This window comes from Zwartia sp. (genome assembly GCF_049655405.1).
Lineage (GTDB): Bacteria > Pseudomonadota > Gammaproteobacteria > Burkholderiales > Burkholderiaceae_B > Zwartia.
The window spans coordinates 122,449-148,536 of the sequence record NZ_JBASJR010000008.1 but is presented as its reverse complement, the minus strand read 5'-3'; the positions used below and the strand labels follow the sequence as shown (position 1 = coordinate 148,536).

General features: G+C 55.0%; 25 protein-coding genes. 10 read left to right on the top strand and 15 right to left on the bottom strand.

All coding sequences use genetic code 11. The features are described 5' to 3' along the window. The first annotated feature begins 55 nt into the window (after positions 1 to 55). A complete protein-coding gene (locus tag WBJ47_RS04635; RefSeq protein WP_424585261.1) occupies positions 56 to 2,107 on the top strand; it encodes a transglycosylase SLT domain-containing protein in 2,052 nt (683 codons plus the stop codon). An 8-nt stretch (positions 2,108 to 2,115) separates the two neighbouring features. Continuing rightward, a complete protein-coding gene (locus tag WBJ47_RS04630; RefSeq protein WP_422243763.1) occupies positions 2,116 to 3,198 on the top strand; it encodes a CCA tRNA nucleotidyltransferase in 1,083 nt (360 codons plus the stop codon). Here WBJ47_RS04630 and WBJ47_RS04625 read toward each other — a convergent pair. The 9 genes from WBJ47_RS04625 to rpe all read right to left on the bottom strand — a co-directional run bounded on the left by WBJ47_RS04625 (position 3,143) and on the right by rpe (position 12,882). Further along, complete coding sequence (locus WBJ47_RS04625; protein WP_422243771.1) at positions 3,143 to 4,444, bottom strand: class I SAM-dependent methyltransferase; 1,302 nt, start codon at positions 4,442 to 4,444, stop codon at positions 3,143 to 3,145. The two genes, WBJ47_RS04630 and WBJ47_RS04625, sit on opposite strands and share 56 nt — an antisense overlap. After that, positions 4,347 to 6,104 carry a DEAD/DEAH box helicase gene (locus WBJ47_RS04620; protein WP_422243762.1) on the bottom strand — a complete coding sequence of 586 codons (1,758 nt, stop codon included), beginning with the start codon at positions 6,102 to 6,104 and terminating at the stop codon, positions 4,347 to 4,349. The genes WBJ47_RS04625 and WBJ47_RS04620 overlap by 98 nt, the downstream gene beginning before the upstream one ends. A gap of 372 nt (positions 6,105 to 6,476) precedes the next feature. Next, positions 6,477 to 7,223, bottom strand: a complete 747-nt coding sequence (locus tag WBJ47_RS04615) for a uracil-DNA glycosylase (protein ID WP_422243761.1) — start codon at positions 7,221 to 7,223, stop codon at positions 6,477 to 6,479. A gap of 42 nt (positions 7,224 to 7,265) precedes the next feature. Next, complete coding sequence (gene trpC / locus WBJ47_RS04610; protein WP_422243760.1) at positions 7,266 to 8,054, bottom strand: indole-3-glycerol phosphate synthase TrpC; 789 nt, start codon at positions 8,052 to 8,054, stop codon at positions 7,266 to 7,268. Next, complete coding sequence (trpD, locus tag WBJ47_RS04605) at positions 8,051 to 9,079, bottom strand: anthranilate phosphoribosyltransferase (protein WP_422243759.1); 1,029 nt, start codon at positions 9,077 to 9,079, stop codon at positions 8,051 to 8,053. The genes trpC and trpD overlap by 4 nt, the downstream gene beginning before the upstream one ends. 11 nt (positions 9,080 to 9,090) lie before the next feature. After that, positions 9,091 to 9,681 (bottom strand): anthranilate synthase component II, encoded by a 591-nt coding sequence (locus WBJ47_RS04600; protein ID WP_422243758.1) that lies wholly within the window; start codon positions 9,679 to 9,681, stop codon positions 9,091 to 9,093. Positions 9,682 to 9,705: 24 nt separating this feature from the next. Continuing rightward, the gene (locus WBJ47_RS04595; protein ID WP_422243757.1) at positions 9,706 to 11,244 is read right to left on the bottom strand and encodes an anthranilate synthase component I family protein; all 1,539 of its coding nucleotides are present in this window, start codon (positions 11,242 to 11,244) and stop codon (positions 9,706 to 9,708) included. A gap of 238 nt (positions 11,245 to 11,482) precedes the next feature. Continuing rightward, positions 11,483 to 12,166, bottom strand: coding sequence for a phosphoglycolate phosphatase (locus WBJ47_RS04590; protein WP_422243756.1), 684 nt, complete (start codon positions 12,164 to 12,166; stop codon positions 11,483 to 11,485). A 2-nt stretch (positions 12,167 to 12,168) separates the two neighbouring features. Beyond that, the gene (gene rpe / locus WBJ47_RS04585; RefSeq protein ID WP_422243755.1) at positions 12,169 to 12,882 is read right to left on the bottom strand and encodes a ribulose-phosphate 3-epimerase; all 714 of its coding nucleotides are present in this window, start codon (positions 12,880 to 12,882) and stop codon (positions 12,169 to 12,171) included. A 59-nt stretch (positions 12,883 to 12,941) separates the two neighbouring features. Here rpe and apaG point away from each other — a divergent pair, with 59 nt between their 5' ends. From apaG to WBJ47_RS04555, 6 genes are read left to right on the top strand one after another with little or no spacing between them, the layout of a single operon-like run. Then, positions 12,942 to 13,316, top strand: coding sequence for a Co2+/Mg2+ efflux protein ApaG (gene apaG, locus WBJ47_RS04580; RefSeq protein ID WP_422243754.1), 375 nt, complete (start codon positions 12,942 to 12,944; stop codon positions 13,314 to 13,316). Between the two features lie 54 nt (positions 13,317 to 13,370). Continuing rightward, positions 13,371 to 14,651, top strand: a complete 1,281-nt coding sequence (locus WBJ47_RS04575; RefSeq protein ID WP_422243753.1) for a murein transglycosylase A — start codon at positions 13,371 to 13,373, stop codon at positions 14,649 to 14,651. Between the two features lie 10 nt (positions 14,652 to 14,661). After that, on the top strand, positions 14,662 to 15,828 hold the full coding sequence (locus WBJ47_RS04570; RefSeq protein ID WP_422243752.1) for an FAD-dependent monooxygenase: 1,167 nt from the start codon (positions 14,662 to 14,664) through the stop codon (positions 15,826 to 15,828). An 8-nt stretch (positions 15,829 to 15,836) separates the two neighbouring features. Beyond that, positions 15,837 to 16,577 (top strand): DsbC family protein, encoded by a 741-nt coding sequence (locus tag WBJ47_RS04565; protein ID WP_422243751.1) that lies wholly within the window; start codon positions 15,837 to 15,839, stop codon positions 16,575 to 16,577. Positions 16,578 to 16,626: 49 nt separating this feature from the next. After that, a complete protein-coding gene (locus tag WBJ47_RS04560) occupies positions 16,627 to 17,574 on the top strand; it encodes a D-2-hydroxyacid dehydrogenase family protein (protein WP_422243750.1) in 948 nt (315 codons plus the stop codon). Further along, entirely contained in the window at positions 17,574 to 18,647 is a 1,074-nt protein-coding gene (locus WBJ47_RS04555) for an AI-2E family transporter (protein ID WP_422243749.1), read from the top strand. The genes WBJ47_RS04560 and WBJ47_RS04555 overlap by 1 nt, the downstream gene beginning before the upstream one ends. Here the strand turns inward: WBJ47_RS04555 and WBJ47_RS04550 are convergent. The 4 genes from WBJ47_RS04550 to WBJ47_RS04535 form a co-directional block, all read right to left on the bottom strand. Beyond that, complete coding sequence (locus WBJ47_RS04550) at positions 18,640 to 19,290, bottom strand: response regulator transcription factor (RefSeq protein WP_422243748.1); 651 nt, start codon at positions 19,288 to 19,290, stop codon at positions 18,640 to 18,642. The genes WBJ47_RS04555 and WBJ47_RS04550 overlap by 8 nt on opposite strands. Positions 19,291 to 19,482: 192 nt before the next feature. After that, positions 19,483 to 21,054 carry an alkaline phosphatase D family protein gene (locus tag WBJ47_RS04545; RefSeq protein ID WP_422243747.1) on the bottom strand — a complete coding sequence of 524 codons (1,572 nt, stop codon included), beginning with the start codon at positions 21,052 to 21,054 and terminating at the stop codon, positions 19,483 to 19,485. Positions 21,055 to 21,065: 11 nt separating this feature from the next. Continuing rightward, a complete protein-coding gene (locus WBJ47_RS04540) occupies positions 21,066 to 21,587 on the bottom strand; it encodes a TIGR00645 family protein (protein ID WP_422243746.1) in 522 nt (173 codons plus the stop codon). Positions 21,588 to 21,658: 71 nt separating this feature from the next. Next, entirely contained in the window at positions 21,659 to 22,813 is a 1,155-nt protein-coding gene (locus tag WBJ47_RS04535; protein WP_422243745.1) for an alpha-hydroxy acid oxidase, read from the bottom strand. A gap of 151 nt (positions 22,814 to 22,964) precedes the next feature. Here WBJ47_RS04535 and WBJ47_RS04530 point away from each other — a divergent pair, with 151 nt between their 5' ends. Next, a complete protein-coding gene (locus tag WBJ47_RS04530; RefSeq protein ID WP_422243744.1) occupies positions 22,965 to 23,159 on the top strand; it encodes a hypothetical protein in 195 nt (64 codons plus the stop codon). 24 nt (positions 23,160 to 23,183) lie between these two features. On the opposite strand, the gene WBJ47_RS04525 is transcribed toward WBJ47_RS04530, so the two are convergent. Next, positions 23,184 to 24,065 (bottom strand): DMT family transporter, encoded by an 882-nt coding sequence (locus tag WBJ47_RS04525; protein WP_422243743.1) that lies wholly within the window; start codon positions 24,063 to 24,065, stop codon positions 23,184 to 23,186. An 82-nt stretch (positions 24,066 to 24,147) separates the two neighbouring features. Between WBJ47_RS04525 and WBJ47_RS04520 the strand changes: the two genes are divergently transcribed. Beyond that, the gene (locus WBJ47_RS04520) at positions 24,148 to 25,398 is read left to right on the top strand and encodes an MFS transporter (protein ID WP_422243742.1); all 1,251 of its coding nucleotides are present in this window, start codon (positions 24,148 to 24,150) and stop codon (positions 25,396 to 25,398) included. Here WBJ47_RS04520 and can read toward each other — a convergent pair. Next, positions 25,378 to 26,058, bottom strand: a complete 681-nt coding sequence (can, locus tag WBJ47_RS04515; RefSeq protein ID WP_422243741.1) for a carbonate dehydratase — start codon at positions 26,056 to 26,058, stop codon at positions 25,378 to 25,380. The genes WBJ47_RS04520 and can overlap by 21 nt on opposite strands. Between the last annotated feature and the right edge of the window lie 30 nt (positions 26,059 to 26,088).

The following is a 26,088-nucleotide window of genomic DNA, read 5'->3' as shown; positions in this document are numbered from 1 at the left end:
GGCACAAACATCCTCTTCAGGCGCAGAGCAGTTTGTGTTGAAGGCAGATGGCAGCATGAGTCCGGTTGGCGGCACTTCTCAAGGTGCCGCTGCCGCAACGCCTAAAGCCGCTCCCACTGTCGTCAAGCCAGCTACGAATACTGCACCGAATAACGCGGCAAGCCCAGTCGCTAGCCAAGCAGCTAGCTCAGTGACCAATCCAGTGACGAATCCCAAAGACACCATAGCGGCCTCGGACAATACGCCTGCTGCTAAAGCGGTGGCCGCAGCGCGTCAGGCGCTGAACAGTAAACAGTTCGGTCAACTCGCCAGTTTTGTGCCACAGGCGCGTGGTGATGTGTTGGCGACGTATCCTGAGTATTGGTTTTTACGCACACAGCTTGGTTTATATAAAACGCCTGGCGTCGCGCAAAGTCTTGAGCAGTTCCTTGAAAAAAACAATGGAGCGTATCTCGCAGATCGACTGCGAGGTGAATGGTTGCTGACGGCAGCGCGAAGCGGCGACTTTGTCACCGTTCGCAGCCTGGGGCCCGTACTCAACCCAAGCAATCAGGTCTTGTGCGCGCAACTCGAAGCCAAACATATGGGTGGTCAGCGCGCGACTGCAGCCGAGGCGATGAAGATTTTTGTGCCCTTTGGTGCGTGTTGGAAGTTGTTTGACCAGCTGGTAGCGGATCGTGTGCTGACCAATGCCGAGTTGATTCCCTACTTGCACGAGGCGATTGAAAACAATAAGTTGCCCGATGCGCGTCGCTTTGCGGCCTATGTGTTTGATGCCAAGGAAATGGCGGCCTATGACGCGATGCTAAAGAGCCCAGCAGCTTGGTTAGCGACGCAAACTGCGTTGGGTTCGACTGAGCGCAACGAGATTATTGCGATCGGCCTCGCACGGTTGGCACGAACAGATTTGGCGGCGGCTGATGCACTCGTGAATAAGCAGTGGAAAAATCTGCTGCCAAAAAAATATACGCAATGGGTATATGGTCAGATGGCCTTGGTGGCGAGTATGAATCTGGATCCGCGTGCCTACAAATGGTACCGCGAGTCGGGTTCGGTCCGTTTGTCGGATAACAATGAAGCGTGGCGTGTACGGATGGCCTTGCGGCAACCGAAGATCGACTGGAAGTGGGTCATGCAAGGCATCGATACGATGCGTGAGCCGCAGCGCAGTGATCCGACATGGGTGTATTGGAAGGCGCGTGGCTTGGCCGCGACAGGCAAAAAGACCGAGGCAGAAAAAGCCTATGAGTCGATCGCTGCAGACTACAGCTTTTATGGACAGCTCGCAGCTGAAGAGCTGGGCCGGACAATCAGTGCACCGAAGCGCCCCGAGGCGGTGACGGACCAAGAGTTGGCACAAGCCAGAGCGAATCCTGGCTTGCAGCGAGCGGTGACCTTGTTTAAAAGAGGTTGGCGACCTGATGCTGTACCAGAGTGGAACTTTACCTTGCGCGGCATGACGGATCGGCAGTTGTTGGCGGCTTCTGAGCTTGCTCGACGCGAAAGTATTTACGATCGTGTGGTGGTCACGTCTGGACGCACCAAGAGTGAGGTGGATTTCACGCAACGCTTTGTGGCGCCTTTTGAAGGGCGGGTGAGTGCCCAGGCACGTGAGGTCAATGTCGAGCCGGCGTGGGTCTATGGTTTGATTCGACAAGAGTCGCTGTTTATTATGGATGCGCGTTCACATGTGGGGGCATCGGGTTTGATGCAGTTGATGCCGGCCACTGCAAAGTGGATGGCTAAAAAAATCGGCTTGACGGATTTCACGCCAAATAGCGTGAATGATTTTGATACCAATACTAAGCTGGGCACGAGCTATCTGAGTATGGTCCAGTCTGATCTGGGTGGCTCGCAGGTACTTGCGAGTGCGGGATACAACGCAGGTCCTGGCCGCCCAATGCTGTGGCGTTCAAAGCTGGATGCGCCCGTAGAGGGGGCGATTTTTGCTGAAACCATTCCGTTTAACGAGACTCGCGATTACGTTAAAAAAGTCATGTCTAACGCGACTTATTATGCGGCAGTCTTTTCTGGCAACCCTCAGTCACTCAAGCAGCGTCTGGGACAAATTGAGCCACGACCGTATGGTCGTTCTCCCTTGCCGTGACAGCGTCAGTGACGATAGATCCCGCCTTGACGGGCTTGCAGGTCTACATTGTGGGTGGCGCGGTGCGCGATGCGTTGCTGGGTCGCCCTGCTGGCGATCGTGATTGGGTGGTGGTCGGTGCGACACCTGAGGAAATGGTTGAACGTGGATTCATTCCCGTCGGCGGCGATTTTCCGGTGTTTTTGCATCCACGAACCAAAGAAGAATACGCCCTTGCCCGAACGGAGAGAAAGTCGGGGCGGGGTTACAAAGGCTTCACTTTTTACACGGGTGCGGACGTTACCCTCGAAGAAGATTTAAAGCGTCGTGATCTGACGATCAATGCGATGGCACAGTCGATGACGGGAGTCTTAATCGATCCCTTGAACGGCTTAGCGGATTTACAGTCACGTTTGTTTCGTCATGTCGGTCCTGCTTTCGAAGAGGACCCCGTCCGGATTTTGCGGCTCGCACGTTTTGCTGCGAGGTTGACGGATTTTTCTGTGGCACCGGAAACGCTTGCTGTGTGCCGGCGCATGGTGTCGACAGGTGAGGTCGATGCCTTGGTGCCGGAGCGGGTCTGGCAGGAGTTGTCACGTGGACTGATGAGCGAAAAGCCTTCGCGTATGTTGGCAATTTTGTTAGAGTCTGGCGCGAGTGCACGAGTCATGCCTGAGTGGCAGCCTACGGCCCGTGTGGTGCAGCTTGTGGATACTGCGGCAAGCTTGCCGTTGACTGCACGTTATGCGTTGTTCTGCCTAGACACAGACGCGCGTGCTGAGTTGGCCAAGCGTTTGCGCGTGCCGACGGAGTGTGCCGACATGGCGCGCTTATTGCCCGTCGTGTTGGCGGGCATCACTCAGTGCACTCCAGAGGCGGCAATGTCACTGTTTGAAATGTGCGATGCCTTCAGGAAGCCCGAGCGTTTTGATTTGTTACTGGAGATATCAGGACGGATTCAGGCGGATCATCCGGAGTGGTGGCGGACTAAACTGCAGGCTGTTTTGGCGGTGGATGCGGGTGCTGCGGCCAAGACAGCCGCTGAGCCTGCGCAAATTAAACAGGTGGTGCGCGCTGCGCGTCTAGCTGCCCTGTACGGTCGCTCTGACTAAAACCGCTGAGGGGCACTTGAATGCCTCGTCCAAGAACAATGACTTTAAACAGTTCGCCCATTTCCGCTTCGGAAATCAGCTTTTGCACGGCAGCATAGGTTTGGGCCCGGTCTTTGGGGTCCGGATGCTCGAGTTGTTGTTGTGCGTATGTTTCAAGCAACTGGGGAAGGCCGGTATTGAGTAAAAAACGCGCTTGGGAGGTATAGCCCAAGACGTCTAGTCCGCTTTGTTGTGCGGCGTCGGCAATCGCGGTGAAATCTACGTGAGCCGTAATGTCTTGTAGACCAGGCGCTAAAAAAACATCGTCATGCGTACGGTGCTGGATATGACACATCAGGGTGCCGCGTTGTCGCTGAGGATGGTAGTACTCATGGCGTGGGAAGCCGTAATCAATCAGTAGGGCTGCACCGCGCGTCAACCAGCGACCGAGGTCGCGAATCCATGCTTCGGCCTGCAAGTTGACCTCAGAGGTGTAACCGGGAAGAGCAGGCATGCGCGATCGAACGGCGTCGGCGAGCTTGGGTGAGGCGGGTTTGTCTAAAAAGGCAAAACCTGAGTCACTCGACACCACACCACGCTCCAGCACCTCGCCTTGGTCAGACCAGGCAAAGAGCTCAACTGGCATGGCATCCAGCAACTCATTGCCCACGACACAGCCAGCAAAGTGAGTCGGGAGTGTTTCCAGCCAAGAGACGCGATCGCCCCAGGCGGCGAGGCGTTGCTGCTGCCGCTGCCTGAGATCTCCGGACACTTCGAGAATGTTGTAGCGCACATTGAGGCCCTCCGCATGCAATGCGCTGAGGAGGTCATGGGCGAGCGCGCCGCTACCTGCACCAAACTCCAGCACGTCGAGCGTGTCGGTTTGGCGCAAAATTTCTGACACTTGTCGAGCGAGTGTTTGTCCGAACAAGGGTGTGAGTTGCGGGGCGGTGACGAAATCACCGCTCAGCGCTGTCGTACTGGTGTTCGGTGTTTCAGCGAGCTTGGTATTGCCGGCGGCATAATAGCCAAGCCCAGGTGCGTACAGCACGTGATGCATCCATGTACTAAAAGGCAACCAGCCACCTGCTTGCTGGATCTGCAGATGCAAAAAAGCGCTGACGCGCTGAGTGTGACTCAGTGCGTCAGCGCTTACCGGGATTGCTTGATTAGCGGCGACCACCGTCAAAGTTAAAACCACGACGTGCACCTGCCGCAGCGCGAGGTGCGCCAGGACGTGCTGCACCGCCTGCACGAGCAGGACCATCACCACGTGGGGCGAAAGTCTTGCCGCCAGGTGCGGCTGAGCGAGGAGCAAAGTCACGACCGGCGCGTGCTGCAGGCTTGCCTGCATAAGCTGGACGGTCTGAAGGTGCGCGATCGCTGCGATGCTCAAAAGGACGACCCTCGCCACGGGTGCTGGCGAAAGGATTGTCGCTGCGAGCAGCTTGAGGACGATCACCGCGTGGGGCGTATGCAGGCTTGTCACCGCGTGGAGCGAAGGTGCGCTCACGGTCACCAAAAGGCTTGTCGCCACGTGGTGCGTAGGCGGGCTTGTCACCGCGAGGAGCGAAAGATTTTTCACCACGGTCTGCGTAGGGCCTGTCACCGCGTGGCGCGCCACTTGGTGCATCGCCACGAGGCGCAAATGAACGCGACTCGCCGCGGCCGGCTGAGTAACGGTCGTTGTTGCTACCGAAACGGTCGCCGCTACGGTCGTTGCTCCAACGGTTTGGCTTTTTACCGCCTGCACCGCGTGACGCGCCTTCGGGGCGTGAACTTGGTGTGCGCTGTGGCTCGAGGCCGGCGATCACGCCAGGAGGAATGGTGTTGCCGATGAAATGTTCGATGCGACGCACTTTATGACGCTCGCTGTGGACAGCCAAAGTAAAGGCTGCGCCATCACGACCGGCGCGACCGGTACGACCAATGCGGTGTACGTAGTCTTCGGGCTGCATGGGCAAATCGTAGTTGATTGCGTGGCTGATGGCCTGAACGTCAATACCGCGTGCGGCAACGTCGGTGGCAACCAAGACACGGACACGACCGTCCTGAACTTCGGACAACGTACGTGAACGCTGGCGCTGGTTCATGTCGCCATGCAAGGCCATTGCTGAGAAACCGCTGTCGGCGAGGTGTTCGGCCAGATCATCCGCGCCACGCTTGGTCGCGGTGAAGATAATGGCTTGGTCCATTGACACGTCGCGCAACAGATGGTCAAGCAGGCGCAGTTTGTGACCGGCGTCATCTGCGTACAGCAACGTTTGTGTAATGTTGGCGTGACGATCTGACTGTGAGGTCATTTCGATACGCTGTGGATCGCGCATCATGCGTGCGGCGAGCTTGGCAACCGTGCCGTCCAGCGTTGCTGAGAACAGCAAGGTCTGGCGTGACTCGGGGCAACGGTCAACGATGGTGTTGATGTCGTCGATGAAACCCATGTCAAGCATGCGGTCAGCTTCGTCGAGCACCAGTGTGTGCACGGTCGACAAGTCGACACGACGGGCTTGCAGGTGGTCTAAGAGACGACCAGGTGTGGCCACCAACACGTCAACGCGACGTGAGAGTGCTTTGAGTTGGGCGCCGTAAGGCATGCCGCCGACAACGGTTGCGACACGCAGATCGTCCAGGTTGCTACCGTACATTTCGGTGGCTTCGCTGACCTGCATGGCGAGTTCGCGTGTGGGGGTGAGCACCAGCACTTGGACGCCACGACCTTTGTTACCAGGCTTGTGAGCGATTTTGTTCAGTGCGGGAAGCATAAAGGCTGCGGTCTTGCCGCTGCCTGTCTGGGCGGACACCATCAAGTCGGCACCGGCCAAGGCTGCTGGAATCGCAGACATCTGGACGGGTGTCGGCGTGGTGAAGCCGGTACGTTCAATGGAAGACAACAAAGCGGGGACGAGCCCCAACGAATCGAAGGACATGACTTTCCTTTTGGCCAGATAGTGGCCATATGACGCAGCCCGGAGAATTGGTAGACCGGCGGTAGTCGGTTGAATCGAGCATCGTGCCGACCGAATCAACCGAACGTCTGGGCTATAGATCCATCTATCTGGATCACACTAGCTGCCCACGAAAGGAAAGGAGGTCAGGAATCGATGATGTGAAGCCGAAATCTAGGTTGTTTGCCTATTTTCAGACTTATGCACTTTCTTGTGCAGCGGTACGTTATACCAAGGGTACGGTTAAAACCACAAAACCACAAAACCAGCGGTAATTTATACAAATGCACTTTTTGTACAGAGCCCGAATACTAACCTATTTTTTGATGCGGGTATACCCTTTGGGTAAAAAAATTATGCTTTCCAGTCAATTACTTGGCGCTTGTGTTGTATTAACCATTCATTTGCCAAGCGAAAATGATCGCAGCCGATAAACGGTACAGGGGGTCTGCGGGCGGAGAGCGGTGAGGGGTGATTGGCCATCAAAATCAGGTGGTCGCCCTGGCCAGCAATGAGTGCGTGTTTGGCTTGGGCATGTGCGCCCCAGAGCATGAACACCTTGGGTGAGGGATCGCGGGCAACCTCAGTAATCAGGGCGTCCGTCACCGTTTCCCAGCCTGCACGGGCATGAGAGGCGGGCTGTCCATCCTCGACAGTCAGGCATGTATTGAGAAGGAGAACCCCTTGTTGTGCCCAGCGTGACAAATCGTTTTTAAGAAGGTTGGAGGTCAATACAAGCGTGGAGTCGTCGGTTGGGTAGGCGCGCTCAATCTCTTGCAAGATGTTGCGCAAGCTGGGGGGGCGTTTAAAACCATCCGGCACAGAAAAAGCGAGTCCTTGTGCTTGGCCGGGACCGTGATAGGGATCTTGACCCAAGATCACGACTTGGACGGTGTGGGGCTCTAACGTATCTAACGCGCGAAACGGGCGCGCGGGATAAATGACTGCACCTTGCGCGAGTCGAGACTGCAGCATGCTAGAAAGGCTTTCGAGCGCGGTGCGTACAGATGCAGACGCCAAGCATGGTTGCCACGCCTGGGGCACGTGTTCGAGATGCACCCAGAGCGAGGCTTGCTCAAGTTGATTGCTCTGGGGCGACATCTTCAAAGAAACATACTCAGGCAAAAAGTGTGGAAAACGCGTTTAGGCAAACAAGCGTGCGAGCTCTGCGCCTGGATTGGGTGCGCGCATAAACGCCTCGCCAACCAGGAACGCATTGACGTCATTGTCACGCATTAACTGCACATCGTTGGGAGCCAAAATGCCGCTTTCGGTAATGACAAGCTTGCCGATGGGGATGCGTTGTAACAAATCGAGCGTGTTTTGCAGCGAGGTTTCGAACGTACGCAGGTTGCGGTTGTTGATCCCCAGCAAAGAGGTATTCATGTCCAGCGCGATGTCCAGCTCTTCGGCATCATGTACCTCCACCAGCACATCCATCCCCAGCTCGAACGCGCACTCTTCAAACTCAGAGAGTTGTGTGGAGCTTAAGGCAGAAACAATCAGCAACACGCAATCAGCGCCCATGGCACGGGCAGCAATGATTTGATAGGGGTCGACGATAAAGTCTTTGCGTAAAACGGGGAGTTTGCAAGCCTCGCGGGCCTGCCGCAGGTAATCGTCGTCGCCCAGGAAAAACTGTTTGTCAGTCAGCACGGACAAACATGCCGCACCATGCTCGGCATAAGACTCGGCGATTTCGGCAGGAATAAAGATTTCGCGCAGCACGCCTTTTGAGGGTGAGGCTTTTTTGATCTCTGCAATGACGCCAGGCTTGCCTGCGGCAATCTTGGTTTCGAGCGCTTTGCCAAAACCACGGACATCTTTGCGCGCTTTGGCTTCTTTGAGGAGCTCAGCTTCGCTGCGCACGAGACGCTCGGCAGCGACTTCTTGGGCTTTGACGGCGAGGATTTTATTGAGGATATCGCTCATGCTGCATATTTCCTTGTGTGGGCACAAAAGGCTTCGAGCTTGTCGCGCGCGGCGCCGCTCGCGATGGCTTCAAAGGCCATCTTAATCCCGTCTTGGATCGTGGTGGCGTGATTGCCAACGTAAATCGCCAGTCCTGCGTTAAAGGCCACAATATCGCGCGCTGTCCCGGGCGTGTTGCCAAGCGCTTCGAGCACGTAGTCACGGGACTCTTCTTTGCTCGACACTCTAATGCTGCGATTGGAGGCCATTTGCAGGCCGAAGTCCTCGGGATGAATTTCGTATTCGCGGATGACACCGTCTTTGAGTTCACCGACGAGTGTGCCCGCACCGAGCGAGGCCTCGTCCATGCCGTCTTTGCCGTGCACAATCATGACGTGCCGTGAGCCGAGTGATTGCAGCACACGCACCTGTATGCCGACGAGATCGGCGTGAAAAACGCCCATCAATTGATTGGCTGCACCCGCGGGATTAGTCAGGGGGCCAAGGAGGTTGAAAATCGTGCGCACGCCGAGCTCTTTGCGCACAGGCGCGATATTTTTCATCGCGCCGTGGTGAGCGGGGGCGAACATAAAGCCGATGCCGGTTTCCTCAATACACGCTGAGACTTGTTCGGGTGTCAGGGATAGGTTGGCGCCGAGTGCTTCGAGTACATCCGCGCTACCTGACGACGAGGACGCACTGCGTCCACCGTGTTTGGCGATCGGCACACCGGCTGCCGCAGCGACAAACATCGCGGTCGTAGAGATGTTAAAGGTGTTGCTCCCATCACCGCCCGTGCCACACATGTCCACCATGTCTTGTGGATTGGTGACGTGCACAGGTGTGGCGAATTCGCGCATGACTTGTGCGGCGGCAGTGATTTCACCAATGGTTTCTTTTTTGACGCGCAAGCCCATCAACAAGGCTGCTGCAATGGTGGGCGACATATCGCCACGCATCAACATACGCATCAAATGCAGCATTTCATCGTGAAAAATTTCACGGTGTTCGATGCAGCGGTGTAGTGCTTCGCTTGGAGTAATCATTGGGCGTCCGCTTATTTGGTCGAGGCGAGCGTAGTCGCAGGCAGTTCGAGAAAGTTACGCAGCATGGCGTGACCATGTTCACTCAAAATGGATTCGGGGTGAAACTGAACGCCGTAGATGGGCAATGTTTTGTGGCGCACACCCATGATTTCACCATCCGCGGTTTGGGCGGTGATTTCCAGGCAATCTGGAATGGTGGCGCGCTCGATCGCCAGTGAGTGATAGCGGATCACGGTAAAGGGGGAGGGTAGTCCTTTGAAAACGTCGGAATCCGTGTGCGTGATCTCTGAGGTTTTGCCGTGCATGATTTGCTGGGCACGGACAATCTTGCCACCAAAGGCGGCGCCGATGGCTTGATGCCCCAAGCAAACGCCCAGAATCGGCACTTTGCCGGCGTAGCGCTTGATCACGTCGACCGAGACGCCCGCTTCGGCAGGCGAGCAGGGGCCAGGTGAAATGCAGATGTGGTCTGGTTTCAGTGCGTCGATTTCTTCGAGCGTAATCTGGTCGTTGCGGTAGACGCGCACGTCTTCGCCAAGCTCGCCAAAGTACTGCACCAGGTTGTAGGTAAACGAGTCATAGTTGTCGATCATCAGTAACATTTTTGTTTGTCCTGTTTTGGCGAGTTAGAACGGATCATCGAGACCGTTTTGCACTTGTTCGGCGGCACGCAGGACTGCGCGTGCTTTGGCTTCGGTTTCGAGCCATTCCATTTCGGGATCCGAGTCGGCCACGATGCCGGCGGCGGCCTGCACATAGAGCATGCCGTCCTTGATGATGCCGGTGCGAATCGCGATGGCAACATCCATTTCTCCGCCATAGCTCAGGTACCCGGCGGCGCCACCGTAAATGCCGCGGCGCACGGGTTCGAGCTCGTCGATCATTTGCATGGCGCGGACTTTGGGTGCGCCCGTGAGTGTGCCGGCGGGAAATGAGGCGCGCAGCACATCCATGTTGCTCATGCCGGCTTCAAGCGTGCCGGTGACGTTGGAGACTAAGTGCATCACGTGTGAGTAGCGTTCGATCACCATCGTGTCGGTCACTTTGACCGAGCCAATTTTGGCCACACGACCGACGTCATTGCGCGCGAGGTCAATCAGCATGACGTGTTCAGCACGTTCCTTGGGGTCGGCGAGCAGCTCTTCGGCGAGTGCAGCGTCTTCTTCGGGCGTCGCTCCACGTTTGCGTGTACCCGCGAGCGGCCGAATAGTGATTTCTGTTTCGGCCTGTGTGCCTGCGGGGGCGTCTTCGGCAACTGGCAGGGCCTCTTGGCGCACCAAAATCTCGGGCGATGCACCGACGACTTGGAAGTCACCAAAGTTCCAGAAGTACATGTAGGGCGAAGGATTAAGCGAGCGCAGCGCGCGGTAAAGCGAAAGCGGCGAGTCACTAAAGGGTTTGGTGATGACCTGTCCGACCTGAACTTGCATCAGGTCGCCCGCGGCGATGTATTCCTTGGCGCGTCTCACCGCGGCTAGATAGTCGGCCTTGGCAAAGCTGCGCTCCTCTTTGGTCACAACGCTTGAGTGACTGTAGGGAATCTCAACAGGTTTACGCAGCTTGATCCGCAGCTCTTTGAGGCGTTTTTGCGCACGGCTAAAGGCTTCGGGTTCGGCGGGGTCTGCGTAGACCATCAGGTAGATGCGTCCGGCCAGGTTGTCCACAATGACGAGCTCGTCGGTTTGCAGCAACAGAATATCCGGTGGACCTTCGCCCATGCCGGCTGGGTAGGGTTTGAGTGCGGGGCCGAGCTTAGGCTCGATATTGCGCACGGTGTCGTAGCCAAAATAGCCTGCTAACCCACCCGCAAAGCGCGGCATGCCTGGGCGCAAAGCGACTTTAAAGCGGCTCTGATACTCGGAAATAAAACTGAGTGGGTCGCCTTCGTGGGTTTCGACAATTTTGTCGTCACGTAACAAGGTGGTTTTGGTGCCGCGCGCCTGGATGACGTTGCGTGCAGGCAGGCCGATAAAAGAATACCGACCAAAGCGCTCGCCACCCACCACTGACTCGAGCAGGCATGAGTTTTTGCCTCCCTGAGGTCCGGTGTGCGCCAGTTTGAGGTAAATCCCCAAGGGGGTATCCAGATCGGCGTAAGTCTCGGCGATCAGTGGAATACGGTTGTAGCCTTGGGCCGCTAGGGCTTTGAATTCGATTTCAGTCATCTGTTCGGGCGGTTCTCGCAGTTAGCAGACCGGGTTGTCCAAAAAAAAAGCCCGGCCATGGTTGGGCGGGCTTGGTTTGTATTGCTGGCTTGGAGGTTATAGCCTCTCGGCCGGAGTCAGACGAACCATCACCCGGAACACAAACGCCACCAGCGCCACGAGGCGCGGGGAATGGCAGGAATGTGAACGGCTGTATTCATCTGATCTATATTGTTTAATAAGTTAGCGCTTGACTCACTCAGCGCGCTGCAACCCACAGGGCTGCAGCATCAATGGAGTCTACTATAGCATCGACATCCAGAGTCTGCACACTCTGACCTTCGTTGTAGCCATAGGGGACGGCCAGGACTGAGCAGCCTGCTGCGCGTGCCGATAAGGCGTCGTTAATCGAGTCACCCACTGCACAGGTGCGGGCAGGCTGGGAGCCGACCAGTGAGCAGCCATGTAGCATCGGGGCGGGGTGGGGTTTGCGCTCAGGGAGGGTATCGCCACAGACAACGCCTTGCATAAAGCGTAGCAGGCCGGTGCGCTCAAGTAGTGGCATAGTGAACTCGGTGTTTTTGTTGGTCACCACTGCCATTTTGAGGCCCATGCTCTGGATGCGTTCAAGACCGGGGATGACACCGTCAAAAATGATGGCGTTATCACCATTGATCTTGTGATATTCGGCATAGTAGATGTCACGACCCCGCAAAAACAGCTCTTCTGAGGCGGGTTTGCCGCCTTGGGCGGTCGCCAGAATGCGGCGCATCAGATTGTCTGAGCCTTTGCCAATATAGGTGGAAATCTCAGCTTGCGGCATGGTCGCAAAGTCTAATTCGTTCAACATCGCGTTGACGGCGATCGCCAGATCGGGGATCGTGTCCATCAAGGTGCCGTCCAGATCAAGCAGGACTGCGTCGTAGGATTTGGAGGAAGCCATTTTTAATTACCAGTCTGTTGATCTGCGAGTGCGATTTGTTTGCGCATGTCTTGGATGACGCGGGCGTAGTCGGGCTGACCAAAAATAGCGGAGCCTGCGACAAAGGTATCCGCACCTGCGGCGCGGATGGCACCGATATTGTCTGCTTTGACGCCACCATCGACCTCAAGGGCGATCGGCTGCCCGCCTGCTTGGGTGTGGGCGTCAATCAGGGCACGTGCCTGGCGCAGCTTGGTCAGCGTGCCAGGAATAAAGCTTTGACCACCAAAACCGGGGTTGACGGACATCAGCAAGATGATGTCGACTTTGTGCATCACGTGAGCGAGCCAGTCGAGTGGTGTGGCGGGGTTAAAGACAAGGCCTGCCTGACAGCCTTGGTCACGGATCAGCGAGAGGCTGCGATCGACATGGCGAGAGGCTTCGGGGTGAAAAGTGATGACGTTGGCGCCGGCTTTGGCAAACATCGGAATCAGACTGTCGACGGGTTCGACCATCAAATGCACATCAATCGGGACTTGTACGTGCGGGCGAATAGCCTCACAAACCATAGGGCCGATGGTGAGATTTGGAACGTAATGGTTGTCCATGACGTCAAAATGAATCCAGTCGGCACCAGCAGCCACAACATTTCTCACTTCTTCGCCCAGTCGGGCGAAGTCAGCGGATAAAATGCTGGGCGCGAGACGGGCCTTCGGTAAGGCTTGAGTTTCTGGCATGATGGTCGAGTCGCGAGTCTAAGTAGCCCTCATTATTGCAGTTTTCTTTGGATGTGCTTGTGAAACCTTTTGAGCTCTCAGTGGCCGTTGAGCCGCATTTTGTACCGGAGCAGTCTGATCCGGGCAAACAGCAGTTTGTGTTCGCCTACAAGGTACGCATCACCAATGTCGGCGAGCGGCCTGCACAGGTGATTAGTCGTCACTGGATCATCTCAGATGGCGAGCAAGGTGAGCATGAGGTGCGCGGCCTGGGTGTGGTTGGACAGCAGCCACTGTTAGGCCCGGGCGAGACGTTTGAATACACGAGTGGATGTCCGCTCAAAAATCCTGTCGGGACGATGCGTGGCAGTTACCATTGTGTCGGCGAAAATGGCGTGCCTTTTGAGGTGGAAGTTCCTGAGTTTGTTCTGGCAATGCCGCGCACTCTGCACTAAGCTCTATGTTGGTTTGCGCTGACTTCCGCACTAAATATTGATTGAGATTGAACGATGCAAAAAAGTGTTTTCCGCCTAGCCTTGGCCACGATCGTCACGTTGGTTGCGGGCTGTTCGACGGTCTCAACACCTCCCGAGACTGCGGACCAGGGCGTGTCCAAGCCTGATGCGCCTTTTGCAGTGCCTAGTGCGGGTGCATTGCCTGACAGCGCCGCCCGCAACTTGCAAGGCAAATTTGTTGCAGCGGGTTGGTCTGATTTGCCGGGCTGGAATAATGATGATTTGCGCAATGTGTGGACAACGTTTGTTCGAAACTGTCGAGGCTTGATGCGCCCGACTTCGACCAACCTGGCCGGCCCGACCCGGGCAACTCCTAAAGCATGGCAGCCGGTGTGTGCTGCAGCCCTGGATCCCAAGCGTGCGCCAGCTGCGAACGATCCTCAGGCGGTGCGCCGCTTTATTCAGACGTGGTTGTCTCCTTGGCGCCTGCAAGGATCCGATGGCAAGCCTGCCAGCAACATCGTGACGGGTTATTACGAGCCTTTGGTAAAGGGTTCCCGGACAAAAGGTGGAGCGAACCAATGGCCGCTCTACACCGTGCCTGCTGACTTGCTGACTATTGATCTTGGGCGCGTCTATCCAGAGCTTGCAGGCAAGCGGGTGCGTGGCAAACTCGACGGCAAACGCGTGGTGCCTTATGACAGTCGAGCCGCCCTCGAGTCCTCGGGTCGTCGACCACCTGCGGTGGTGTATGTGGATGATCCCGTCGACAATTTCTTTTTGCAGGTTCAGGGTTCTGGACGTGTGCAGTTGCCAGATGGCAAAACGATACGCGTCGCCTATGCCGACCATAACGGTCATCCCTATGTCTCAATTGGTAAATGGTTAGCAGACAAGGGAGAGCTTCCCCTAGCGCAAACGTCTATGCAAAATATCCGGGCCTGGGCCAAGCGCAATCCCAATCGTGTTCAGGAAATGCTCAATGCCAATCCAGCTTTGGTGTTTTTCCAAGAAGAACCCGTCACTGATCCTGAAATTGGACCCAAAGGTGCCTACGGCATTCCTTTGATGGCGCAGCGTTCGATCGCCATTGATACCAATTTTGTCCCACTGGGGACGCCTGTATTTTTAGCGACTACGATGCCGTCTTCAAAGGACTCGCTCAACCGTTTAGTGTTTGCGCAAGATACTGGGACCGCGATCAAAGGCGCGGCGCGCGCAGACTTTTACTGGGGTTTTGGTGAGGCGGCTGGCAATATGGCGGGCCGCATGAAGCAACCGGGTCAAATGTGGGTCTTGTGGCCCAAGCAGGCCGGTCAGCCGACGGCTCGATAAAGACCTCTTCATGCACACACCAATCGTCGTCTGTGGCACAGGTATTGTCGGTTTAGCTACCGCGTTAGGTTTTGCGCGTCGCGGCGAGAAAGTCACGTTATTAGGACCTAAGCGCCATTTCGAGTCTGCACACCCTGAAACGTTTCACTCACGTGTCTATGCGATTTCGCCTGCGAGTCAACGTTTTCTTGCGGGACTTGGGGTTTGGGATCTGCTGGATGCCAGGAGGCTGACTGCTGTTGAGGCGATGGAGATTCATGGCGATGGCGATGGTTTGCTGAACCTGAATGCGTGGCAGACTGCACAAACAGAATTGGCCTGGATTGTGGAGGCGCTTGAGATTGAGCGTGTGCTGACGCAGGCTGTGCAAATGTTTGGTGTGCCGTGGATCCCTGAAAAGTTTGCCAGCTATGCACCGGGTCGGCTCGCAACAGAGCAAGGCACGGTCTTGGAGGCTGAGTTGTTCGTGGCAGCTGATGGTGCTCAGTCAGCGTTGCGTGAGGCAGCAGGCGTGCCTGTGACCGTGCGACCTTATGGCGCAACGGGTCTTGTCGCCCATTTCAATAGCGAACTCCCGCACCAAGGCACGGCATTGCAATGGTTTACTTCAGAAGGTGTGTTGGCCTTATTGCCGATGCCGACGACATCCGAGGGGCCTCAAGTCTCCATGGTGTGGTCAGCCAAGGAAACGCTTGCCCGCGAAGTGTTGGCGATGTCCGAGCCTGAGCAAGCTCAGTTTTTAAGCAACAGACTGTCTTGGATGACGGCATCTCGTCTCGGTAAGCTGACCTTGAGGGGAGCATTGCAAGGCTTTCCTCTGAGTTTGAATCAATCCCCGATGGTGGCCGACGGGTTGGTGTTAGCCGGAGATGCGGCCCACCGCGTTCATCCTTTGGCCGGTCAAGGGCTCAATCTTGGCTTGGGCGATGTCGAGGCACTTGTTGATACCATAGCGGGCCGCGAGTCATTTCGTCGTCCTGGTGATGCCATGTTGCTGAGACGTTATCGCCGAGCACGTGCAGAGCCTGTACTGGCTATTCGGGTCGTGACGGACGGTCTGTTTCGCTTGTTTGATGCGCCTCAGGCCCCGGTGGCGTGGTTGCGCAATGCTGGCATGAATATCGTCGAACAGTTGCCGTTCGTTAAGCGTTTTTTAATTGCAGGTGCCTCTCGTTAGGAGTAGTGATGGTAAAGCGTTTCATGTTTGGTCTGACGGTGTTGTGCGCTTCTTCGTTTTGGGCGGGCGCCTTTGCTCAGGGTGCTTTGGCTGCCCCCTCTGCGCCTGTCGCAACGGATGCCAAGTCGCTTGCGGTTCAAAAGCTTTTTTCTCAGCGTTTTGACAACCCTGAGATTACGGCTGTGCGCCCGACGCCCTATGGTTTGTACGAAATCCAGTTGGGCCCGGACTTGGTCTTTACGGACGAAAAGGTCACCTTTGTGTTTGATGGCACCTTGATTGATGCCAAAACGCGTCAGGACTACACCCGCGAACGCATGGATGCGATCGCGCGCGTGCCTTTCGATCAATTGCCTTTTGAGTTGGCCATGAAGCAGGTCAAGGGCGATGGCTCACGCAAGCTCGCGATTTTTGAAGATCCCAATTGTGGATATTGCAAAGTGTTACGAAAGTCTTTGGGTGACATCGACAATCTCACGGTTTACACCTTCCCGTTTCCTATTTTGTCGCCTGACTCGACACAAAAGGTCAAAAACGTCTGGTGCTCAAAGGATCGCGCCGCGACTTGGGATGACTGGATGCTCAAGGGTAAGGTACCACCGACTGTGGAGTGTGAGGTGCCGATTGATCAAATGCTTGCCCTGGGTAAAAAGCTGATGGTGCGTGGCACCCCTGCGTTGTTTTTTGCGGATGGAAGCCGTGTTGGCGGAGCGATTCCAAAAGCAGAAATTGAAAAGCGCTTGAAGTAATAAAAATTGTGTTGAGAATAACGTTAATTAGATTGAACTGGAGATAGATATGCGTATTGCCGTACTGGACGACTATTTGAAAGTGGCAAAAGGAATGGCCAACTGGGACTCGCTCAAAGCGGAGGTCACTTTTTTCAATGAGTTTATTCAGCCTGACAAGCTGGCTGCGACGCTTGCGTCTTTTGACGTCGTGGTGGCGATGCGTGAACGCTCGGCGTTCCCCGCCTCGGTGATTCAGGCGATGCCGAAGCTTAAGTTATTGGTGACGACCGGTTTGCGGAACAACTCGATTGATCTGGAGGCTTGCCGCCAAGCGGGTGTTGTCGTATCGGGTTCGCCTGGCGATCCGCTGAGCACTGGCGCAACGGCTGAACTCTCATGGTCCTTGTTGTTGGCGCTGTTTAAAAAGATTCCCCAAGAAGATGCCAATATGAGAAAGGGTCTCTGGCAGACTTCGATGCCCCCTACTATCAAAGGCAAGCGCCTGGGTTTGTTGGGCGTTGGCAATTTGGGTCAGCAAGTGGGTCGTGTGGGCACAGCCTTTGGCATGGAAGTCGTTGCGTGGAGTCCTAATTTGACGGCAGAGCGTGCCGCTGAAGCAGGCGTCAAGCTCGTGAGCAAAGAGGAGCTTTTCAAAACTTCTGATGCAATTAGTATTCACCTCGTGTTGAGCGACCGTACACGTAAGATCGTCGATGCTGCATGTATTGCGTCGATGAAGCCTACTGCGTATCTAGTCAATACTTCGCGCGCAGGCTTGGTGGATCTGGCGGCGCTTAAACAAGCCTTAGAACAAGGCAAGATTGGTGGTGCAGGTCTGGACGTCTATGAGTCTGAGCCTGTGTTGGCAAATGATCCTTGGCGCCAAGTGCCCCGTACAGTGTTGACCCCGCATTTGGGGTATGCCACGCCAGAGAACTTCGCGGTGTTTTACAAGAACGTTGTGGCCAATATTGAGGCTTTTGCAGCGGGCACCCCCACGCGAGTGCTGACCTAATGCAGCCCTTTTTGCCGGTCCACATTGTTGCGCGTATTTTGCTGGTGTTATTGCTGGCAGCAGGCGTCTATTTTTTTAGCGGCTTTGTGGTGCCGGTGCTGGCGGCCCTCATTGTGGGGTTTGCCAGCTGGCCGCTTTACTCTCGCTGGGTCAGAGTCTGTGGGGGGCGCACGACCCTTGCGGCGAGTGGCGCGCTGGTTTTTATCACCCTAGTCCTGATTGTTCCGCTTTCTGCGGCGCTCTATTTTGCGATTAATGAAGTGACGCATTTATTGGTCTGGTTGATTGCTGCCAACAAAGAAGGAATGAGTGCGCCCGCTTGGATCTCTGCCTTGCCTTTGGTGGGTGAGCGTCTGGGTGGTTATTGGGACGAGTATCTGGGACAACCGCATGCCTTAGGCGGCATGATTGAAATGGTCAGTGGTCAGCACATTGGCAATATTTATCGCTTGATTCTATCTACAACGGGTAACGTATTTCACATTTTGTTGACCCTGTTGTTTATGCTGATTACCTTGCTGTTTGTCTACAAAGATGGACACAGGATGGTGGGTCAGTTGGATATCTTGGGTGAGCGAGTGCTGCCGCAGCGCTGGCAGCACTTGTCGCGTGTGATTCCCGCGACGATCAGTGCGACGGTGACGGGGATGGGTTTAATTGCGATCGGTGAGGGCGTAGTACTCGGCCTGGCGTACTGGATCGCAGGCGTCCCCTCTCCGGTCTTGCTAGGTGTCATCACTGCCGTGATGGCGATGATTCCGGGCGGTGCGCCACTATCCTTTACCTTGGTTTCGCTCTATCTCGTAGGCTCTGGTGAGCCCTTAGCTGGAGCGGCGCTGTTTGCCTGGGGCTCGATCGAATTGTTTATCGTGGACAAGACCTTACGCCCTCGTTTAGTAGGCGGACCTGTCAAATTACCGTTTTTGCCCACTTTCTTTGGTTTGGTGGGCGGCGTGACGACAATGGGCTTTGTCGGTCTTTTCATCGGGCCCGTCTTGATGGCCCTGATCGTTGCGTTATGGCGCGAGTGGGTGCTTGAAGTTCAGCTGACGACCGAGCAGCCGCCTAGCTGAGGCTTTTATTCGCAGTTAATAAGTCGGTACCTTCAAACATCGCAATCAGGTCACTGAGAGACTTGGCTTGCATTTTGCTCAGAACCCGGGCGCGATGCAGCTTGATCGTGGCGGCTGCTGAACCACTGATTTCAGCAATTTCCTTGTTTGAGCGCCCAGAGATAATCTCGCTGCAGACTTCTTTTTCGCGCGGCGTCAGTCGCTCAAAGCGCTGCTGAATATTCAGTGAGCGCAGGAGCACTGCATGCTGCTCAGCATCTTTGGCAAGACCGCTATCAACCGCGCGCAGTAAGGACTCCATGGAAAAGGGCTTGAGCAGGAAGTCCGCTGCACCTTGCTTCATTGCGCGAACGATTTGTGCAGGAAGGCTTTCACCACTAATAAAAATAATGGGGGTGCGCCATTTGTTGGCGATGAGCTCGGCTTGAACTTCGACGCCGGATTTGCCTGGCATCCGCATGTCTAGCAATACCACTGCGGGTGAAACTGGGACAGCGCTTTTTAGAAAGTCATCAGGCGCCTCATAGACGCTGACAGAGTAGCCTAAACGCTCAAGCGTACCTGTCAAGGCACGTCTAATAGACGCGTCATCGTCGATTAAATAAATGTGACCCGAGCCTGAAGTATCGCTAGCAGTATCCACGCTACACCGAAATATTATTATGATGATTCTAAAGCGGAGCATCGGGCGAATTTAAATGCTCTGTCCGCCTTTGATCCGTGCGCTTACATATTGAAGCCGAACATTACAAAACTTTTCAATTTGTGCATATACACCCCAAGGCGTACTAAGAGGGCAGAAGCGCACCAATGTGACTAGCGGACATAGGTCTTTCTAGTAAGTTTGAACCTTGGATTGCCCAGCGTCAACGATGAATTTTGCCAGCGTCATGACCTCTGAATGAGGATCGCGAATGTTTCTCACCGCGCGTAAGGTTGTGGTCATATTGTGTTGCGTGACATCCACAATGCCATAACCACGATATTCGGCATTGGCATAGAGGAAATAAGGGCTGTGGTGGAGAATTTTTGCAAGTTCGGCCTCTGTGGCGCGATTGCGTGACGTGATGCTTGTGCCGCAAAACTCCACCCCGACGAGTTGGCTGTCAGGCTGGGCATAGTTGGACAAAATGTGACCGACCCAGTTTTGGTGCACATCACCGCCAAGCACCACCGGATTTTTCAGGCGAGTCGTGCGCATCGCGTCGATAAGTCTCTGGCGGGCAGCAGGATAGCCACTCCAGCCATCGTTTGAGATGCTTTGTGAGGTGGGTCCGCCATTTCGTGGTCCAAGAAGGCTTTGCTGACCGAGGACATTCCAGTTTGACTGGCTTTGTTCGAATTGGCGCTTGAGCCAAGCCTCTTGTTGCTGGCCGAGTAATGTTCGGTGTTCTTGAGTGAGGGTTTCGCAACGCGCTGGATTTACCCGCCCACCGCCAGGTAGATTGCCCGGCGTACACGCTTGACGGTGTCGGTATTGACGATTGTCGAGGGTATAAAGCGTGGCGAGTTGTCCGAAGGGGACGCTGCCGTATACCTGTACCTGATCACCTTGGCGTTTAAGAAGCTGTGCAAAGTCCGCATAGCGAACGGGCATGTTTTCATAAAAGGCTTGATAAGCCGAATGCCTGCGCTGGGCAAAATCCGGCACGGGTAAGCCTGAAAAGCCCGCATGTATTTCAGCGTAGTCATTTTGCACTTCGTGGTCGTCCCACGTCACGATCCACGGACAGGCGGCATGCATGGCTTGTAAATGAGGATCAGACTTATGAAGTGCGTAACGATCACGGTAGTCATCCAAGCTCAGTACCCAGCCGCCCGTTGTGGGTCTGACGTCGCGCGTGGCAGAGGCGGGGTATTCGTAGATGTAGTCGCCTAAAAACATCACGACATCGAGATCTTGCTCGCGCATATCGCGATACGCGGAGTAAAAACCGTCTCCCCAGCGCTGGCAGGAGGCGTAGGCGAGTCGCAGCCTCGAGGGGGATTGATTGGGTGCTGGAAAAGTCCGTGTTTGCCCCACAGGACTGCTCACGCTTCCTGTTAAAAAGCGATAAAAGTATGTGCGAGCCGGTGAGAGATCCGCTACCTCTGCGTGCAAAGAGTGACCAAGTTCAGGCGTGGCCGTGAGCTGACCTTGTTGAACGATTTGGGTAAATTGTGGATCGTGGGCAAGCTGCCACATCACGGGGATATGTTCGTGTGTGCGGCCTGCTTGTGCAAGTGCTTCGCGACCGAGCCGTGACCAAAGCACCATGGACTGACTGGTTGGAGAGCCGCTTGCGACCCCAAGTGAGAAGGGGTCGACTGGCCAGCTCAGACGCCCCCAGCTCGTTTTAGTAAGGCCAACCAAGGCGGCTGTTGCCGCCGAAGCAGCCGCGAGACCTAAAAGCTGGCGGCGTTGCATGGAGGGTTCTGTCAGTGATCTGAGCGCAGCAGCCTTTCGGTGTAAGCGATGGCGAGTGCAGACACAACAAAGGCAAGATGAATGATGGTTTGCCACATTAACGTTGAGTCATCCATGCTGGGCGCGTTGATAAAGGTTTTCAGCAGGTGAATCGAGGAGATACCAATGATGGCTGTCGCCAGCTTAACCTTGAGTACTCCGGCGTTGACATGGGAAAGCCATTCCGGCTGATCTGGGTGATCTTCAAGGTCAAGTCGGGAGACAAAGGTTTCCCAACCGCCGACGATCACCATGATCAACAGGTTAGAAATCATCACCACATCGATCAGGCCCAGAACGATCAGCATCAGTTCAGTTTCGGTGACTGATTTTTCGATCGCCATCATGCCGATGAGATGAATCAGCTCTTTCCAGAATTGCCAGACGTAAATACCTTGGGCGACGATCAGGCCGAGATAGAGTGGTGCCTGGAGCCAGCGGCTCATAAAAATCCAGCGTGGCATTGCACGCATTTTGCTTTTCTGTGGTGTCATTTTTATTTCAGTGTTTAAAGGTATCGGACGGCCGGAATTAAATCATAGTTTGATGACAAAATAAGTATTGGTCACACAGGATACGTGCCAGGGAGCAGGATGCTTTTATCCACGGTTTCCACATCCGTCCGACCGCAAAACGCCATCGTCAGGTCGAGTTCCTTGTGAAGCATTTCGAGTACTTTGGTGACGCCCGGACCGCCCATGGCGCCTAAGCCGTACAAAAAAGCGCGGCCAATATAGCAACCCTGTGCGCCGAGCGCGCGTGCCTTGAGGACATCCTGACCACTACGCACACCGCCATCCATATGAATTTCGATTTGTTTGCCCACGGCATCAACGATTGCGGGAAGGCACTGAATGCTGGATTCTGCGCCATCGAGTTGGCGTCCGCCGTGGTTGCTGACAATCAGCGCATCGGCACCGCTGTTGAGTGCGAGGCGAGCGTCTTCGGGGTCCTGAATGCCTTTGAGGATGAGCTTGCCACCCCAGAGTTTTTTAATCCACTCGACATCATTCCAGTTGAGTGCGGGATCAAACTGTGAAGCGGTCCATTCGCTGAGTTTGCTCATGTCGGAGACGCCTTTGACGTGTCCGACGATATTGCCAAATTGGCGCCGCGGCGTGCCGAGCATGCCGAGGGCCCAGCGCGGCTTGGTCGCGATGTCGATCATGTTGGCAAGCGTCATCTTTGGCGGAGCGCTTAAGCCGTTTTTCAGGTCTTTGTGCCGCTGGCCAAGGATCTGTAAATCGAGAGTGAGAACCAGCGCAGAGCAGTTGGCACGTTTGGCCCGCTCAATCAGGCGTTCAATGAAGTCCCGATCTTTCATGACGTACAGCTGAAACCAGAAGGGGTGATGATTGGTGCCCTCGGCTACATCTTCGATCGAGCAGATACTCATGGTCGAAAGAGTAAAAGGTACGCCAAAGTCTTTTGCCGCGCGGGCCGCCAAAATCTCACCATCGGCGTGCTGCATGCCAGTCAGTCCAGTCGGAGCGATGGCAACAGGCATTGCCACTTTTTGACCAATCATGGTGGTCGCGGTTGAGCGGTTTTCCATGTTGACCAAAATGCGTTGGCGCAGTTTGATTTTTTGAAAATCGCTTTCGTTGGCACGATACGTGCTTTCAGTCCAGGAACCCGAGTCTGCGTAGTCGTAAAACATACGTGGGACACGTTTTTTAGCGAGAACGCGTAGATCTTCGACGCTAGTAATGACTGTCATGTTGCATGGTCTCCGGACATGAGTGCATGAATGAACCAAAGTGGTGCATGCGCAAGGTGGCTGCGCGTAGACGCAAGTTTAACGGGCGCGGGTGCTTTCTGCAGGTTATATTTAACCGCCTCTTTTGAGGCAATGTTTTGAGGAATGTGAGATGGGAAAGCAAAAGCTGGCTGTTCTTGGTGCATTATCAGTTGTGAGCGTACAGGCAAGCGCGCATCCAGGGCATGGGGAGAGTTTGCTTGCGGAGATTTTTCACACACTGACCGCTGCGGATCACTTGCCGATCACGATGGTGATAGGCGTGGCGTTGGTCACAGGTCTTTTGATCTGGCAAAGCCGCCGCTAAGTCGATTTTGCAGCGCTGACCCCATCAGGCTCGGCGTTTGAGCCAACTTGGCCAAGAGGCCTGGTTAATGATGAGTACGCCCAGCATGGTGATAAAAATGCCCATCAGCACAGAGGGCGTCAAGGGTTCGTCAAATAATGCCCAGGCCATGATGGCCGTGGTGGGTGGAACCAGATACATCATGCTGCTGACTTTAGTGGCATCGCCACGTCTTAATAAGATAAACCATAAGCTCATGGCACCAATTGAAATCGCCAAGATGCCCCACAGCATCGCACCGATCATAGGGATGGTCCATTGAATCTCGCGCGTTTCAAAAAGAAACATCATGATCACGCAGAGCAAGGTGCTGATAGAAAATTGAATCACCGAGCCTGTGCGTAAATCAAAGGCCGGGCAAAAGCGTTTTTGATAAAGCGTGCCTGAGGTAATGGCGAACATGCCGGCAAAGGCGAGCACAGTGCTGGCGAGAGTCAGACCTTCAAGTCGGATGTTGGTAAACAGTACGAGCGCGACCCCTGTCAGACCCAAAGCGAGGCCGAGCCATTGCCTAGGAGAAACGCGCTCTGAGACAAAGGAGGCGAGCAGGCCGGTCAAAATGGGTTGCAATCCAATGATGAGGGCTGCCAAACCTGCAGGCATGCCGAGTTTGACCGCAGCCCAAACCCCACCTAAGTAGCCAAACTGAAACAATGCGCCTGCAATGGCGATGTGCCAGACCTGTTTGCCACGTGGCCAAGGGGCTTTAAGCCACAGGACCACCGGGAGCATACACAGCACCACTGCGCCAAAGCGAATCGCCAAAAAGGTCATCGGTTCGGAGTAGGGCATGCCGTAGCGGGCGATGATGAAACCGGTGCTCCAGATCAGGATAAAAACCGGGGTAAACCAAAAAGTACTTTTCATAGACCAGAGTGTACGTCCAGATGCTGGCCTATTGCGCCGGTTTGAGTCATGTTACGCTGCATCGTCTTCTTGAATACTTCGTATGAACAACACACCGGCCCCCGCAGAACTCATCGATTCGCGCTACGCATTTTGGCGTTTGGTCATTGCCTTGCTGGCGATGCTGATGGGCAGCAGTTGCATGTTCGTTGTCGCGGTCGTTCTGCCTGAGGTTCAAGCCGAGTTTGGGGTGTCCCGTTCTGATGCCTCGCTGCCTTACACGCTGATGATGATCGGTTTCGGTGTGGGCGGGGTCTACATGGGCAAGATCGCCGATCGTTTTGGAGTCACGATTTCTCTGTTAATCGGTTCTGCCGGGATTGTGATTGGTTTTATCTGGGCGGGACTGAGTACCAGCATCATGGGCTTTGCGATGGCCCATGGACTCTTTTTGGGTTTATTGGGGACCTCGTCGACCTTTGCGCCACTCGTGGCCGATACCTCGCTCTGGTGGAACAAGCGACGTGGCATCGCGGTAGCGGTTTGCGCGAGCGGCAACTATCTCGCTGGCGCGGTCTGGCCATATTTGGCGCAGTGGGGCGTGACCACGATTGGCTGGCGACAGACATATCTGTGGATGGGCGTTGTTTGCGGTGTCAGCATGGGCATTCTTGCCTTGTTTCTAAGGCGGCGTCCCCCATTGAATGTGGTTTCTGCTTCCACGGTTTCAACCAGCTTTTCTTCGACACGCCCTTTCGGGTTGAGCATGGGACAGGCCCAGACCCTCCTGATCATTGCAGGCTTGGCTTGTTGTGTGGCGATGTCGATGCCACAAGTGCACATTGTGGCCTACTGTGTCGATTTAGGCTACGGCGCGGCGCGTGGTGCGGAGATGTTGTCGCTGATGCTGGCGTGTGGTGTGGTGAGTCGCCTGATTTCGGGTGTCATTTGCGACAAGATAGGCGGTATTCGAACACTTTTATTGGGTTCGTCTTTGCAGGGCATTGCATTGCTGATGTTCTTGCCGTTTGATGGCTTGGTATCGCTCTATCTGATTGCTGCGACGTTTGGATTGTTTCAAGGCGGTATTGTGCCGTCCTACGCGATCATTATTCGTGAGCATTTTCCGGCGGCGGAAACGGGGCGCCGCGTGGGGGCGGTCATTATGGCGACGATGCTCGGGATGGCATTGGGTGGCTGGATGTCCGGAAAAATCTTCGATGTCACCGGATCCTACAAGGTCGCGATGATTAATGGCTTGATTTGGAATGCACTCAACCTGACGATTGCTTTTTGGTTGTTCTGGCGCCTGAGACGCCAGAGTCTGAGCGTGTCAGGTAAAGCGTTTGGCTAAAACCAGCTGGTAGCGCTGCTCGAGCTCATCGGGCGAGGCGACGCTCACGCCCAGGTCGCGTGCCAGTCCGTCTTCTACGCCATACACCCATCCATGAACTGTCACGGGCTGGCCATGATGCCAGGCGTCTTGGACACTGGTCGTTTGGCAAACATTGACTACTTGTTCGATGACATTGAGTTCGCACAAGCGATCAAGCCGCTCGTTCTGGTTTGTGAGCCGACCTAGGTAAGTGCCGTGTTTATCGTGAACGTCTTTGACGTGTCGAATCCAATTGTCTGCTAAGCCGATACGGACATTTTCCATCGCAGCTCGCACACCACCACAGCCGTAGTGACCGACGACGATGATGTGTTTGACCTTGAGCTGATCAATGGCGAACTGAATGACGGACAGTGCATTCAAGTCGGTGTGCACTACGACGTTGGCAATATTTCTGTGAACAAAGACTTCTCCGGGTGCCAGACCCGTGATTTGATTGGCGGGTACCCGAGAGTCTGAGCATCCAATCCAAAGGTATTCGGGAGACTGCTGATTGGCCAGTCGGTTAAAAAACTCAGGGTCACTTTTGATGACCGAGGCGACCCACTCTTTATTTTTTTCAAAGAGTTGGGTGAGTTCGTGGGGGTTGGTCGATTTTGTCGTATTTGAAGCGGTCATGTAGAGGGGCTCTCGGTGATACGTATTAGA

Coding starts and splice junctions, on each gene's coding strand:
- WBJ47_RS04635 (WP_424585261.1), top strand. CDS start 56: ATGAGTCCGGTTGGCGGCACTTCTCAAGGTGCCGCTGCCGCAACGCCT.
- WBJ47_RS04625 (WP_422243771.1), bottom strand. CDS start 4,444: ATGGTCCTGCTCGTGCAGGCGGTGCAGCACGTCCTGGCGCACCTCGCG.
- WBJ47_RS04620 (WP_422243762.1), bottom strand. CDS start 6,104: ATGTCCTTCGATTCGTTGGGGCTCGTCCCCGCTTTGTTGTCTTCCATT.
- WBJ47_RS04615 (WP_422243761.1), bottom strand. CDS start 7,223: ATGTCGCCCCAGAGCAATCAACTTGAGCAAGCCTCGCTCTGGGTGCAT.
- trpC (WP_422243760.1), bottom strand. CDS start 8,054: ATGAGCGATATCCTCAATAAAATCCTCGCCGTCAAAGCCCAAGAAGTC.
- trpD (WP_422243759.1), bottom strand. CDS start 9,079: ATGATTACTCCAAGCGAAGCACTACACCGCTGCATCGAACACCGTGAA.
- WBJ47_RS04600 (WP_422243758.1), bottom strand. CDS start 9,681: ATGTTACTGATGATCGACAACTATGACTCGTTTACCTACAACCTGGTG.
- WBJ47_RS04595 (WP_422243757.1), bottom strand. CDS start 11,244: ATGACTGAAATCGAATTCAAAGCCCTAGCGGCCCAAGGCTACAACCGT.
- WBJ47_RS04590 (WP_422243756.1), bottom strand. CDS start 12,166: ATGGCTTCCTCCAAATCCTACGACGCAGTCCTGCTTGATCTGGACGGC.
- rpe (WP_422243755.1), bottom strand. CDS start 12,882: ATGCCAGAAACTCAAGCCTTACCGAAGGCCCGTCTCGCGCCCAGCATT.
- WBJ47_RS04575 (WP_422243753.1), top strand. CDS start 13,371: ATGCAAAAAAGTGTTTTCCGCCTAGCCTTGGCCACGATCGTCACGTTG.
- WBJ47_RS04570 (WP_422243752.1), top strand. CDS start 14,662: ATGCACACACCAATCGTCGTCTGTGGCACAGGTATTGTCGGTTTAGCT.
- WBJ47_RS04565 (WP_422243751.1), top strand. CDS start 15,837: ATGGTAAAGCGTTTCATGTTTGGTCTGACGGTGTTGTGCGCTTCTTCG.
- WBJ47_RS04560 (WP_422243750.1), top strand. CDS start 16,627: ATGCGTATTGCCGTACTGGACGACTATTTGAAAGTGGCAAAAGGAATG.
- WBJ47_RS04555 (WP_422243749.1), top strand. CDS start 17,574: ATGCAGCCCTTTTTGCCGGTCCACATTGTTGCGCGTATTTTGCTGGTG.
- WBJ47_RS04545 (WP_422243747.1), bottom strand. CDS start 21,054: ATGCAACGCCGCCAGCTTTTAGGTCTCGCGGCTGCTTCGGCGGCAACA.
- WBJ47_RS04540 (WP_422243746.1), bottom strand. CDS start 21,587: ATGACACCACAGAAAAGCAAAATGCGTGCAATGCCACGCTGGATTTTT.
- WBJ47_RS04535 (WP_422243745.1), bottom strand. CDS start 22,813: ATGACAGTCATTACTAGCGTCGAAGATCTACGCGTTCTCGCTAAAAAA.
- WBJ47_RS04530 (WP_422243744.1), top strand. CDS start 22,965: ATGGGAAAGCAAAAGCTGGCTGTTCTTGGTGCATTATCAGTTGTGAGC.
- WBJ47_RS04525 (WP_422243743.1), bottom strand. CDS start 24,065: ATGAAAAGTACTTTTTGGTTTACCCCGGTTTTTATCCTGATCTGGAGC.
- WBJ47_RS04520 (WP_422243742.1), top strand. CDS start 24,148: ATGAACAACACACCGGCCCCCGCAGAACTCATCGATTCGCGCTACGCA.
- can (WP_422243741.1), bottom strand. CDS start 26,058: ATGACCGCTTCAAATACGACAAAATCGACCAACCCCCACGAACTCACC.